The organism is Mesorhizobium sp. IMUNJ 23033 (assembly GCF_044778005.1).
GTDB lineage: Bacteria > Pseudomonadota > Alphaproteobacteria > Rhizobiales > Rhizobiaceae > Mesorhizobium > Mesorhizobium amorphae_A.
In genome coordinates this window covers 237,244-250,444 of the sequence record NZ_JBJACT010000002.1, presented here as the reverse complement: position 1 = coordinate 250,444, position 13,201 = coordinate 237,244, and the positions used below count along the sequence as shown (strand labels likewise).

Annotated in this window: 12 protein-coding genes; all 12 read right to left on the bottom strand. The window is 63.1% G+C overall.

Translation table 11 applies throughout. From position 1 onward, the window contains the following. Positions 1-13 precede the first annotated feature (13 nt). The 12 genes from ACFX5Q_RS04495 to ACFX5Q_RS04440 all read right to left on the bottom strand — a co-directional run bounded on the left by ACFX5Q_RS04495 (position 14) and on the right by ACFX5Q_RS04440 (position 13,193). The gene (locus tag ACFX5Q_RS04495) at positions 14-1,519 is read right to left on the bottom strand and encodes an NADH-quinone oxidoreductase subunit M (RefSeq protein WP_404275715.1); all 1,506 of its coding nucleotides are present in this window, start codon (positions 1,517-1,519) and stop codon (positions 14-16) included. Further along, positions 1,519-3,492 carry an NADH-quinone oxidoreductase subunit L gene (nuoL, locus tag ACFX5Q_RS04490; protein WP_404275713.1) on the bottom strand — a complete coding sequence of 658 codons (1,974 nt, stop codon included), beginning with the start codon at positions 3,490-3,492 and terminating at the stop codon, positions 1,519-1,521. The genes ACFX5Q_RS04495 and nuoL overlap by 1 nt, the downstream gene beginning before the upstream one ends. Before the next feature lie 11 nt (positions 3,493-3,503). Next, the gene (gene nuoK / locus ACFX5Q_RS04485; protein ID WP_023798863.1) at positions 3,504-3,812 is read right to left on the bottom strand and encodes an NADH-quinone oxidoreductase subunit NuoK; all 309 of its coding nucleotides are present in this window, start codon (positions 3,810-3,812) and stop codon (positions 3,504-3,506) included. A 1-nt stretch (position 3,813) separates the two neighbouring features. Then, entirely contained in the window at positions 3,814-4,434 is a 621-nt protein-coding gene (locus ACFX5Q_RS04480; RefSeq protein ID WP_192180967.1) for an NADH-quinone oxidoreductase subunit J, read from the bottom strand. Between the two features lie 241 nt (positions 4,435-4,675). Continuing rightward, a complete protein-coding gene (gene nuoI, locus ACFX5Q_RS04475) occupies positions 4,676-5,167 on the bottom strand; it encodes an NADH-quinone oxidoreductase subunit NuoI (RefSeq protein ID WP_006203240.1) in 492 nt (163 codons plus the stop codon). Next, entirely contained in the window at positions 5,167-6,210 is a 1,044-nt protein-coding gene (gene nuoH / locus ACFX5Q_RS04470; protein ID WP_404275708.1) for an NADH-quinone oxidoreductase subunit NuoH, read from the bottom strand. Before nuoH ends, nuoI begins: the two co-directional genes overlap by 1 nt. A gap of 2 nt (positions 6,211-6,212) precedes the next feature. Further along, the gene (gene nuoG, locus ACFX5Q_RS04465; protein ID WP_404275706.1) at positions 6,213-8,294 is read right to left on the bottom strand and encodes an NADH-quinone oxidoreductase subunit NuoG; all 2,082 of its coding nucleotides are present in this window, start codon (positions 8,292-8,294) and stop codon (positions 6,213-6,215) included. After that, complete coding sequence (locus tag ACFX5Q_RS04460; RefSeq protein WP_404275704.1) at positions 8,294-8,599, bottom strand: pentapeptide repeat-containing protein; 306 nt, start codon at positions 8,597-8,599, stop codon at positions 8,294-8,296. The genes nuoG and ACFX5Q_RS04460 overlap by 1 nt, the downstream gene beginning before the upstream one ends. 3 nt (positions 8,600-8,602) lie before the next feature. Further along, positions 8,603-9,316, bottom strand: a complete 714-nt coding sequence (locus ACFX5Q_RS04455; protein WP_404275702.1) for an NADH-ubiquinone dehydrogenase — start codon at positions 9,314-9,316, stop codon at positions 8,603-8,605. Positions 9,317-9,391: 75 nt separating this feature from the next. Next, a complete protein-coding gene (gene nuoF, locus ACFX5Q_RS04450) occupies positions 9,392-10,696 on the bottom strand; it encodes an NADH-quinone oxidoreductase subunit NuoF (protein WP_404275700.1) in 1,305 nt (434 codons plus the stop codon). A gap of 10 nt (positions 10,697-10,706) precedes the next feature. After that, the gene (locus ACFX5Q_RS04445; RefSeq protein ID WP_404275699.1) at positions 10,707-12,002 is read right to left on the bottom strand and encodes an NADH-quinone oxidoreductase subunit E; all 1,296 of its coding nucleotides are present in this window, start codon (positions 12,000-12,002) and stop codon (positions 10,707-10,709) included. Further along, the gene (locus ACFX5Q_RS04440) at positions 12,003-13,193 is read right to left on the bottom strand and encodes an NADH-quinone oxidoreductase subunit D (protein WP_404275697.1); all 1,191 of its coding nucleotides are present in this window, start codon (positions 13,191-13,193) and stop codon (positions 12,003-12,005) included. It lies immediately after the preceding gene. Positions 13,194-13,201: the final 8 nt, after the last annotated feature.

The window sequence follows — 13,201 nt, the reverse complement described above, 5'->3', positions numbered from 1 at the left end:
CAAAACCCTTGGGTTAATTCGCCGCCGCGGTCTGCGCGGAGCCGATGGATGCAGTGACATTGGTGACGAGCGCCTTGACCGATTCAGCCGTCGCGTCGAAGACCGGTGCGGGATAGACGCCGAAGAAGATGACCAGCACGACCAGCGGGTAGATGATCGCCTTCTCGCGTGGCGACAGGTCCAGCAGGCCCTTCAGGCTCTCCTTGGTCAGCGCACCGAAGATCACCCGGCGATAGAGCCAGAGCGCGTAGGCGGCCGACAGGACGACGCCGGTGGCGGCGAAGAACGCCACCCATGTGTTGGCCCGGAACACGCCGAGCATGGTCAGGAACTCGCCGACGAAGCCGCTGGTGCCGGGCAGGCCGACATTGGCCATGGTGAAGACCATGAACACGGTGGCGTATTTCGGCATGTTGTTGACCAAGCCGCCATAGGCGTCGATGTCGCGCGTGTGCATGCGGTCGTAGATGACGCCGACGCACAGGAACAGCGCGCCGGAGACGAGGCCGTGCGATAGCATCTGGAAGATCGCGCCCTGCACGCCTTCCTGGTTCATCGCGAAGATGCCCATGGTAACGAAGCCCATATGGGCGACCGAGGAATAGGCGATCAGCTTCTTCATGTCCTCCTGCATCAGCGCCACCAGCGAGGTGTAGATGATGGCGACGACCGACAGCGTGAACACCAGCGGCGCGAACATTTCGGACGCCAGCGGGAACATCGGCAGCGAGAAACGCAGGAAGCCGTACCCGCCCATCTTCAGGAGGATGGCGGCCAGGATGACCGAGCCCGCCGTCGGCGCCTCGACATGCGCGTCGGGCAGCCAGGTGTGCACCGGCCACATCGGCATCTTCACCGCGAAGGAGGCGAAGAAGGCGAGCCATAGCCAAGTCTGCATGCTGGCCGGGAAGTTATGCGTCAAGAGCGTCGGGATGTCGGTGGTGCCGGACTGGAAGAACATCGCCATGATGGCGAGCAGCATCAGCACCGAGCCGGCCAGCGTATAGAGGAAGAACTTGAACGAGGCATAGACGCGCCGCTTGCCGCCCCACACGCCGATGATGATGAACATCGGGATAAGGCCGGCCTCGAAGAAGACGTAGAACAGCACGATGTCGAGCGCGCAGAACACGCCGATCATCAGCGTCTCCAACAGCAGGAAGGCGATCATGTAGGCCTTGACGCGCTTCTCGATCGATTCCCACGACGCCAGGATGCAGAGCGGCATCAGGAAGGTGGTCAGGATGACGAACAGCATCGAGATGCCGTCGACGCCCAGATGGTAGGAGATGCCGGAATCCAGCCAGGCGAATTTCTCGACGAACTGGAAACCGGCCTGCGAATTGTCGAAGCCGGTCCAGATGAACAGCGAGACGATGAAGGTGATGCTCGTCGTCCACAGCGCGATGGCGCGGATGTTGCGGCGGGCGTTCTCGCTATCATCGTTGATGAACAGGATGAGCAGCACACCTACCAGCGGCAGGAAGGTGACCAGCGAGAGGATTGGCACGGCGGTCATCAGAGCATCATCCAGGTGACGAGTGCGGCAACGCCGATCAGCATGGCGAAGGCATAGTGATAGAGGTAGCCGGTCTGCAGCTTGACGACGCGGTTGGTGACGTCGACGACGCGTGCCGAAACACCGTCAGGCCCGAGACCGTCGATGATCGTGCCGTCGCCGGTCTTCCACAGGAACCTGCCGAGAGCCTTTGCCGGCCGCACGAACAGCACGTCGTAGAGCTCGTCGAAATACCACTTGTTGAGCAGGAAGGCGTAGAGCAGGCGATGGTTGGCGGCGACGCTCCGGGGCAATTCCGGCGAGCGGATATAGAACTTCCAGGCGATGCCAAAGCCGATGAGCATGGCGACGAACGGCGCCAGTTCGACCCACAGCGGCAGTTCGTGGATATCGTGCAGGATATGGTTGTCAGGTAGCGTGAACAGCGACGCCTTCCAGAACTCTGCATAGCCCTCGCCGATGAAGGCGCCATGGAAGATGATGCCGGCAAACAGCGCTCCCGCCGCCAGGATGAACAGCGGTACCAGCATCACCGGCGGCGATTCATGGACATGGTGCATCACCTCGTGACTGGCGCGCGGCTCGCCATGGAAAGTCATGAAGATCAGCCGCCAGGAATAGAACGAGGTGAAGCAGGCGGCGATGACCAGCAGGACGAAGGCGGTGGGGGCAAACATGTTGTGGCCGGCAAAGGCGCTTTCGATGATGGCGTCCTTGGAGAAGAAGCCGGCGGTGCCGATGACGGTCACCGGAATGCCGACGCCGGTCAGCGCCAGCGTGCCGATCACCATCATCCAGTAGGTCTTTGGAATGAGTGTCCTCAAGCCGCCCATCTTGCGCATATCCTGCTCGTCGGAGACGGCATGGATGACCGAGCCCGAGCCGAGGAACAGCAGCGCCTTGAAGAAGGCGTGCGTGAACAGATGGAAGATCGCCGCGCTATAGGCGCCGACGCCGAGCGCCACGAACATGTAGCCAAGCTGCGAGCAGGTCGAATAGGCGATGACGCGCTTGATGTCGTTCTGGACGAGGCCGACCGTTGCCGCGAAGAAGGCGGTGAAGGCGCCGATGAAGGTCACCACCGTCAGCGCCGTATGCGACAGCTCGAACAGCGGCGACAGCCTGGCCAGCATGAACACGCCGGCGGTCACCATCGTCGCGGCATGGATCAGCGCGGAAACCGGTGTCGGGCCTTCCATGGCGTCCGGCAGCCAGGTGTGCAGCGGCACCTGCGCAGACTTGCCCATGGCGCCCATGAACAGGAGCAGGCAGACAACGGTCATCGCCGAGTGCTTGTCGAGCGCATAGCCGAGGAAGGTGAGCACGGCCGCACCGTGCTCGGCGCCCTCGGCCGGAACGAATGTCGCCGCATTGGCGAAGATGGTGCCGAGATTGACCGAGCCGAACAGCACGAAGACGCCGAAGATGCCGAGCGCGAAGCCGAAATCGCCGACGCGGTTGACGACGAAGGCCTTGATCGCCGCGGCGTTGGCCGACGGCTTCTTGTACCAGAAGCCGATCAGCAGATAGGACGCGAGACCCACGCCTTCCCAGCCGAAGAACATCTGCGCCAGATTGTCCGCCGTCACCAGCATCAGCATGGCGAAGGTGAACAGCGACAGATAGGCAAAGAAGCGCGGCCGGTTCGGGTCGTGGTGCATGTAGCCGATCGAGTAGATGTGGACCAGCGCCGACACCGTGTTGACGACGACCAGCATCACCACCGTCAGCGTGTCGATCCTGAGCGCCCATGCGGCGTCGAGCCCGCCCGACTGGATCCAGCGCAGCACCGGCACGGTGAACACCTCGCCCTCGCTGAAACCGACCGAGAAGAAGGCGACCCACGACAGCACCGCCGAGATCACCAGGAAACCGGAGGTGATGTATTCGGAGGCCTTGGCGCCGAGCGAATTGCCGAACAGACCGACAATCAGGAAGCCGAGCAGCGGAAGGAAGACGATGGCCTGGTACATGGTGGTTTCCGTCAACCCTTCATCATGTTCACGTCTTCGACCGCGATCGAGCCGCGGTTGCGGAAGAAGACGACAAGAATGGCGAGACCGATGGCCGCTTCGGCGGCAGCGACTGTCAGCACGAACAGCGCGAACACCTGGCCGACCAGATCGCCGAGCGCCGCCGAAAAGGCGACGAAATTGATGTTGACCGCGAGCAGGATCAGTTCGATCGACATCAGGATGACGATGATGTTGCGGCGGTTGAGGAAGATGCCGAACACGCCGAGCGTGAACAGGATCGCCGATACGGTGAGGTAATGTGCGATGCCGACGACCATCTCAGATGCCCTCGCCCGATTTGACCTTGCGGATTTCCATGCCCGTCGCCGGCGTGCGGCCGACCTGGGCTGCGATCGACTGCCGCTTGACACCCGGCTTGTGGCGCAGCGTCAAGACGATGGCGCCGATCATGGCGACCAGGAGCACGAGGCCGGCGATCTGGAAGTAGTAGAGGTAGTCCGTATAGAGGATGTCGCCCAATGCCGCCGTGTTCGAGCGCGTGGCGAGGTCCGGAATGGGTTTTGACACCGTCGCCGCCAGTTGCGGCGCGAAAGTGTAGCCACCGAGCACGACGATCAACTCCGCCGCCAGGATCAGCCCGACCAGCGCACCGATCGGCGCATATTGCAGGGCGCCTTCCTTCATCTCGGCGAAGTCGACATCGAGCATCATGACGACGAACAGGAACAGCACCATGACCGCGCCGACATAGACGACGAGCAGGATCATCGCCAGGAACTCGGCCCCGGTCAGCATGAACAGGCCGGCGGCATTGAAGAAGGTCAGGATCAGGAACAGCACCGAATGCACGGGGTTGCGCGACGAAATGACCATGAACGCCGATGCCACGGCGACAAAGGCGAAGAGGTAGAAAAAGGCCGCCTCTAGTCCACTCAGCATGGGTTCCCCCGGGTTCCTGTCCGAAACAGGACGTTCGTCCTGTTTCGTTCTCTCTGGCTTCGTTCCGCCTCCGGCGCCGAAGCCGCGTTGTCCTAGCGCATGTTCCGATCGGGTTGAAAGACCCGATCGAAAGAAACATGCGCCACTCTTTCATTCCGGAGGATGATCTCGTCCGAAAAGTCTGCAACTTTTCGGGATCATCCTCTGGACGAGGCCCCTCGCCCCGTCCATGCGTCAAATGTCAGCGATAGGGCGAGTCCAGCGCGATGTTGCGCGCCAGTTCGCGCTCCCAGCGATCGCCATTCGCCAGCAGCCTGTCCTTGTCGTAGTAGAGCTCCTCGCGCGTCTCCGTCGCGAACTCGAAATTCGGCCCCTCGACGATGGCGTCGACCGGGCAGGCTTCCTGGCAGAAGCCGCAATAGATGCACTTCACCATGTCGATATCGTAGCGCACGGTGCGCCGCGTGCCGTCATTGCGGCGCGGCCCGGCCTCGATGGTGATCGCCTGCGCCGGGCAGATCGCCTCGCACAATTTGCAGGCGATGCAGCGTTCCTCGCCGTTGGGATAACGGCGCAGCGCGTGCTCGCCGCGGAAGCGCGGGCTGATCGGCCCCTTCTCATGCGGATAGTTGATCGTCTCCTTCGGCGCGAAGAACTGGCGCATCGACAGGAAGAAGGCGCTGACGAAATCCTGCAGCAGCAGCGATTTTGCAGCCTGGGAAAGAGCAGACATCACGCAAACCCCGTGATCTTGAGGAAGGCAGCGACGATCACCACCATCGCCAGCGAGATCGGCAAGAAGACCTTCCAGCCCAGCCGCATCAACTGGTCGTAGCGGTAGCGCGGCACGAAGGCCTTCACCATGGAGAACATGAAGAACATCAGACAGACCTTGAGCACGAACCAGATCAGCCCCGGCACCCAGGTGAAGGGCGCGAAGTCGAAGGGCGGCAGCCAGCCGCCGAGGAACAGGATGGTGGCCAAGGCGCACATCAAGACGACGGCGACATATTCGCCGAGGAAGAACAGCAGGAACGGCGTCGAGGAATATTCGACCATGTGGCCGGCGACCAGTTCCGATTCGGCCTCGACGAGGTCGAAAGGCGGGCGGTTCGTCTCAGCCAGCGCCGAAATGAAGAAGACGACGAACATCGGGAACAGCGACAGCCAGTGCCAGTCGAGGAAAGTGTTGGGCAGGCCAACCCGCGTGCCCAGCCCATCCTGCTGCGACAGCACGATGTCCGACAGATTGAGCGAGCCGACGCAGAGCAGCACAGTGACGATGACGAAGCCGATCGAGACTTCGTAGGACACCATCTGCGCCGCCGAGCGCAACGCGCCGAGGAACGGATATTTCGAATTCGACGCCCAGCCGCCCATGATCACGCCATAGACCTCGAGCGAGGAGATGGCGAAGACATAAAGGATGCCGACATTGACGTTGGCAATCGCCCAGCCCTGGTTAACCGGGATGACGGCCCAGGCCGAGATCGCCAGCACCGCCGACACCAGCGGCGCCAGCAGGAACACGCCCTTGTTGGCGCCGGACGGGATCACCGGTTCCTTGAACACGAATTTCAGCAGGTCGGCGAAGGCCTGCAGCGTGCCCCAGGGGCCGACGACGTTCGGGCCGCGGCGCAGCTGCACCGCAGCCCAGATCTTGCGGTCGGCATAAAGCAGATAAGCGACCGCGATCAGCAGCACGACGATCAGCACGACCGACTTCAAGAGGATGATCAGCGCCGGCAGTACATAGATGGAGAAGAACGTGTCCATGCTTATTCCGCCGCCTGCTTGAAGCCGCTCTTGGCCAGCGCCGAGCATTCCGCCATCACGGCAGAGGCCCGCGCGATCGGGTTGGTCAGGTAGAAATCCTTCACCGGCGAGGTGAAGCTGCCCTTGTTCAGCCGCCCGCCGAGCTTCGCCACCTTGGCGATGTCGTCGGCATTGCCGGCCGCGACATGGTCGATGCGGGCAAGATGCGGATATTCGCCGTAAAGCTTGGCGCGCAGTTGCGGCAGGGAATCGAAGGGCAGCTTCTTGCCCAGAACATCCGAAAGCGCCCGCAGGATCGCCCAGTCTTCGCGCGCATCGCCCGGTGCGAAGCCGGCACGGTTGGTCTGCTGCACCCGGCCTTCGGTGTTGACGTAAGTGCCCGACTTTTCGGTGTAGGCGGCCGCCGGCAGGATGACGTTGGCGCGATGCGCGCCATGGTCGCCATGGGTGCCGATATAGACGACGAAGGCGCCGCCGGTCTTGCCCATGTCGATCTCGTCGGCGCCGAGCAGGAACAGGAGATCCGTGCCGCCAAGCATGCCGACGACGTTCTTGCCGCCCTCGCTCGGTACAAAGCCGAGATCGAGGCCACCGACGCGGCCTGCCGCGTTGTGCAGCACGGCGAAGCCGTTCCAGTCGGCCCGGGCGGCATTGACGGCGGCCGCCAGCTTCGCCGCCTGTCCGAGAACGGCCGCACCATCGGCGCGCGCCAGAGCGCCCTGCCCGACAATGATCAGCGGATGCGTCGCCTTCTTCAGCACCTCGAAGAACTTGCCATTGCCGTCGGCGAGGTCCTTCAGCGATTCCGGACCTGCACCCAGCTGCTCATACTCATAGCGCGTGTCGCCGACCTCGCCGATGACGCCGACCGGCAGATTGCCGATGCGCCAGCGCTTGCGGATGCGGGCGTTGAGCACCGAGGCCTCGAAGCGCGGATTGGCGCCGATGATCAGCACCGCGTCGGCCTGCTCGATGCCCTCGATGGTCGGGTTGAAGATGTAGCTGGCACGTCCGAGCGATGGATCGAGGGCTGCACCATCCTGGCGGCAGTCGGTATTCTTCGAGCCGAGCGCGGCCATCAAAAGCTTGAGCGCGTACATCTCCTCGACCGCGGCGAGATCGCCGGCAATGGCGCCGATCTTCTCCGGCGCGGTCTTCGACACCTGCTCCTTGATCGCGGCGAAGGCTTCCGCCCAGCTTGCCGGTGCCAGCTTCCCGTCTTTGCGCACATAGGGGCGGTCGAGGCGCTGCGTGCGCAGGCCGTCCCAGATGAAGCGGGTCTTGTCGGAAATCCACTCCTCGTTCACCGCCTCGTTGACGCGCGGCAGGATGCGCATCACTTCGCGGCCGCGGCTGTCGACGCGGATCGCCGAACCGACGGCATCCATGACGTCGATGGATTCGGTCTTGGTCAGTTCCCACGGCCGCGCCTGGAACGCAAAGGGCTTCGAGGTCAGCGCGCCGACCGGGCAGAGATCGATGACATTGCCCTGCAGTTCCGAGGTCATGGCGCTTTCGAGATAGGTGGTGATCTCGGCATCCTCGCCACGGCCGATCAGGCCGAGCTCGGAAATGCCGGCGACCTCGGTGGTGAAGCGGACGCAGCGCGTGCAGTGGATGCAGCGGTTCATCACCGTCTTGACCAGCGGCCCGATATACTTGTCTTCGACGGCGCGCTTGTTCTCGTGATAGCGCGAGGAATCGACGCCGAAGGCCATCGCCTGGTCCTGCAGGTCGCACTCGCCGCCCTGGTCGCAGATCGGGCAATCGAGCGGATGGTTGATCAGCAGGAACTCCATCACGCCTTCCCTGGCCTTCTTGACCATCGGCGTGTTGGTGAAGATTTCCGGCGCCTCGCCGTTCGGACCGGGGCGCAGGTCGCGCACGCCCATGGCGCAGGAGGCCTGCGGCTTGGGCGGGCCGCCCTTCACCTCGATCAGGCACATGCGGCAGTTGCCGGCGATCGACAGCCGCTCATGGAAGCAAAAGCGCGGCACTTCCGCGCCCGCATCCTCGGCCGCCTGCAGCAGCGTGTAGTGGTCGGGTACAGTGATCTCTTTCCCGTCGACCTTGAGCTTTGCCATCAATTGCCCCCGGCGGTCTTCGCCGTCTCATATGCCTGGATGAGGTCGCCAAGGCTGATGCCATTGATCATCATGCCGGCGACTTCTGCGTTTTCTATCTTCACGTTGCTCATGTTCACATTGGTGAAAAACGTATTCGAGAGATTTGCGTCTTCCACCTTTGCGTTGGTCAGGTTGGTGCGCTGGATCCTGGCCGCCGACAGGTTGACGTTGTGGAACTGCGTGTTCGACATGTTCACGTCATCGAAGCTCGAATTGGTGGCATTGCGAACATCGAGAACGTCACGCTTGTCGTGGACCTCCATGCCCTACCCCTGCCTCTTGGCCTTGGCGGCCAGCACAAGTGCAGCCGCCTGGCGGGTCCAGTCGTCACGGCCGATGCGGCCCGCCAACGATAGATAGTCCTCGACCCAGGCGATCTCTTCGGGCGTCCAGGCCGCGATCTGTGCATGGGTCCAGACGCCCAGGCCGTTCAGAACCTTCTCCAGCTTCGGACCGATGCCCGATATCGCCTTGAGATCGGACGGTTTCGCCGGCCGCTCCATGGCTTTGGGCTGCCTGAAATCCTCAGGCATCAACCCGGTTGCCGCATTGCCTGCCACCGTGTCGGCGCTAGCAGTGTCCTGCGCCTTCTCGACGGTGTTGGCGGCAATGTCGGTCACATCCCTGGCGAAGGTCTGCGCCTCGGCTATCAGCGTCTTGGTCGCCTTGCGTGCCTTGGATGCGCTTTCTGCGGCGTCCGCAAACTCTTCGCTTCTTGCCTCGAAATCATCGACGATCGGCTGGAACAGCCGCTGCGAAGCCTCGGCCGCGCCGGAGAGCGCGCCGAGCCAGACGCCAAGGGCGTGGTTGGCGAAGCCGAAGCCGAGCGCCGACATTGCCGCAGCGCTCGCGACAGGATGCGCGAAGAGATTGACGGCGCTTGCCATCTCCTTCGGCATCATCCTGGTCAAGTCCTGGTTCATCTTCTCGAACTGGTCCACGTCGGGCATCATTGGGTAGGGTATCGAATACGGCGCCATCGGTCGTCTCCTGGTCGTTTCTTCGTATGCCCCGCCCGGTATCCTCGTCTCGGGCTTACGCCCGCATTTCAATTTCTATTCCGCAGCCACCATCACCGGCTCCGCCCGGTGCGCGTTGCGCGAAAACTCGTCGATGCGCTGCTCCACCTCGCCGCGGAAATGCCGCATCAGACCCTGGATCGGCCATGCCGCCGCATCGCCCAGCGCGCAGATCGTGTGTCCCTCGACCTGCTTGGTGACGTCGAGCAGCATGTCGATCTCGCGCTTCTGCGCCTCGCCGCGCACCAGCCGTTCCATCACCCGCCACATCCAGCCGGTGCCTTCGCGGCACGGCGTGCACTGGCCGCAGCTCTCGTGTTTGTAGAAATACGAGAGCCTGGCGATCGCCTTCACGATATCGGTCGATTTGTCCATGACGATGACAGCCGCGGTACCGAGGCCCGACTTCAGGTCGCGCAGAGCGTCGAAATCCATCGGCGTGTCGATGATCTGCTCGGCCGGCACCAGCGGCACCGAAGCGCCACCCGGAATGACCGCAAGCAGATTGTCCCAGCCGCCGCGGATGCCGCCGCAATGCGTCTCGATCAGCTCGCGGAACGGGATCGACATCGCCTCTTCGACGGTGCACGGATTGTTGACGTGGCCGGAGATGCAGAACAGCTTGGTGCCGACATTGTTGGGCCGGCCGAAGGACGAGAACCAGGCCGCACCGCGGCGCAAAATGGTCGGCGCAACCGCGATGGACTCGACATTGTTGACCGTGGTCGGGCAGCCATAGAGGCCGACATTGGCCGGGAATGGCGGCTTCAGCCGGGGCTGGCCCTTCTTGCCCTCGAGGCTTTCGAGCAGCGCCGTCTCCTCGCCGCAGATATAGGCGCCGGCGCCGTGATGCATGTAGATGTCGAAGTCGTAGCCGGACGTGTTGTTCTTGCCGATCAGCTTGGCCTCGTAGGCCTCGTCGATGGCGCGCTGCAGCGCCTCGCGCTCGCGGATGAACTCGCCGCGCACATAGATGTAGGCGGCGATTGCGCCCATGGCAAAGCCGGCGATCAGGCAGCCCTCGACCAGCGTGTGCGGGTCGTGGCGCAGTATGTCGCGGTCCTTGCAGGTGCCGGGCTCGGATTCGTCGGCATTGACGACGAGGTAGCTCGGCCGGCCGTCGCTCTGCTTGGGCATGAACGACCATTTCAGGCCGGTCGGGAAGCCGGCGCCGCCGCGGCCGCGCAGGCCCGACGCCTTCATCTCGTTGACGATCCAATCGCGCCCCTTGGCGATGATGCCGGGCGTGTTGTCCCAGGCGCCACGCGAAATTGCGCCCGCCAGCGACTTGTCGAAGCGGCCGTAGATGTTGTTGAAGATGCGGTCATTGTCCTGAAGCATTGTTCGTCCCTCAGACCGGTTTCTTGCCGAAGACGCGGATGTATTCGTCGACCCCGCCCTTGGCGAGCGCCTTGGCCTGCTTGACCCAGTCGTCGCGCTCGATGCGGCCGTGGAAGGAGAGATAGCCGTCCACCCATTCGCGCTCGGCCTTCTTCCAGGAAGCGACCTGCGCGAAGGTGAAGATGCCCAATTCGTGCAGGGTGCCTTCGATCTTCGGGCCGACACCGGAAATCAGCTTGAGATCGTCGACCAGCGCAGGCTTGGCGATGCCGGCGGGGCGGTTCTTGTCGTCGAGCAACGGTTTGCCCGTCTTTGAACCAGTGTCTGCTTTCGCCACCGGCACTTTGGCTTCCGGCGCCTTGAAGGCAGCCGCCGGCTCAGCTTTGTTCTTCGGACCGCTGCGCTGTTTCGAAACCTTCTCGACCTCGGGTGCCGCCTTGTTGGCGTTGGCGGCCGAATGCAGCGGGGCGGCAACGCTCGCAGCCTTTTCTACGGCAGGCGCAACCTTGACCGGCGAAGGCGATTGCAACGCCGGGCTGGTTTCAGGCGCGTCGGTCTTCGGCTTGCTGGCCTTCGACGGCGCGACGGGGGTAGCCGGCGCCGGCACGGGCTCGGCGACGATCGCATCCGGCGCCGCCTTGGCGGCCTTTGTCGCGGCCTTGGCTTCCTTGTCGCGCGTCGACTTGAGGATCGCCTTTTCGCTGGTCAGCGTGGTCAGGCCGGTGATCGGCTCCGACGTGGTGCGGCCATTCTGCGGCCCTGGCGTCACCGAGGCGCCCTTGCCGGCGCCGTAGAGATCGATGATCTCGGCCAGCCGCTCAGGCGTCAAATCCTCGAACGTATCCTTGAAGATCATCACCATCGGCGCGTTGACGCAGGCGCCGAGGCATTCGACCTCCTCCCACGACAAAGTGCCCTTGTCGTTGGTGTGGAACTGGTCGTGATGGATTTTCGAGCGGCAGACATCCATCAACGCTTCCGAGCCGCGCAGCATGCAGGGCGTGGTGCCGCAAACCTGGATGTGCGCGCGCGTGCCGACCGGATTGAGCTGGTACTGCGTGTAGAAAGTCGCGACTTCAAGGCCCCGGATGTAGGGCATGCCTAGCATGTCGGAGATCGTCTCGATCGCCGATTTGGTCACCCAGCCTTCCTGCTCCTGCGCCAGCATCAGCAGCGGGATGATCGCCGACTGTTCGCGGCCCTTCGGATATTTCTTGATCCATTGCTTGGCCGCCGCCGCATTCGCCCGGTTGAAGGCGAAGGACGCTGGTTGGACGCTGGCTTCTGCGAGACGGCGGACTGACATTTAGCGATCAACCTCACCAAACACGATATCGAGTGAACCCAACACGGCAGTGACGTCGGCCAGCATGTGGCCGCGGCACAAAAAGTCCATGGCTTGCAGATGTGCGAAGCCGGGCGCGCGCAGCTTGCAGCGGTAGGGCTTGTTGGTGCCGTCCGAGACCAAATAGACGCCGAATTCGCCCTTCGGCGCTTCGACGGCGGCGTAGACCTCGCCGGCCGGCACGCGGTAGCCCTCGGTGTAGAGCTTGAAGTGATGGATCAGCGCTTCCATCGAGCGCTTCATCGCCTGGCGCTTCGGCGGCACCACCTTGCCGTCGAGGTTCGACACCGGCCCGGTGCCCTCCTTGCCGAGCAGCAGATCGACGCACTGGCGCATGATCTTCGCCGACTGGCGCATCTCTTCCATGCGCACGAGGTAGCGGTCGAAACAGTCGCCGTTCTTGCCGATCGGGATGTCGAAATCCATTTCGGAATAGCATTCATAGGGCTGCGATTTGCGCAGGTCCCAGGCAGCACCCGAGCCGCGCACCATGACGCCGGAAAAACCCCAGGCCCAGGCATCGGCCAGCGAGACCGTGCCGATGTCGACATTGCGCTGCTTGAAGATGCGGTTGCCGGTGAGCAGCGCATCGAGATCGTCGAGCGACGTCAGGAACGGATCGATCCACTTGCCGATGTCCTCGATCAGCTTCTGCGGCAGGTCCTGGTGCACGCCGCCGGGGCGGAAATAGGCCGCGTGCATGCGCGAACCGGAGGCGCGCTCGTAGAACACCATCAGCTTTTCGCGCTCGACGAAGCCCCATAGCGGCGGCGTCAGCGCACCGACGTCCAGCGCCTGCGTCGTCACATTGAGGATGTGCGACATGATGCGGCCGATCTCGGAATAGAGCACGCGGATCAGCTGGCCGCGCTTCGGCACCTCGATGCCGAGCAGCCGCTCGGCGGCAAGCGCGAAGGCATGCTCCTGGTTCATTGGCGCGCAATAATCGAGCCGGTCGAGGTAAGGCACCGCCTGCAGGTAGGTCTTGTGCTCGATCAGCTTTTCCGTGCCGCGATGCAAGAGCCCGATATGCGGATCGACGCGATCGACGACCTCGCCGTCCAACTCAAGCACCAACCTCAAAACACCATGCGCTGCAGGGTGTTGAGGGCCAAAGTTGATGTTAAAATTGCGGACGGAGGTTTCAGCCATTCTGGCGC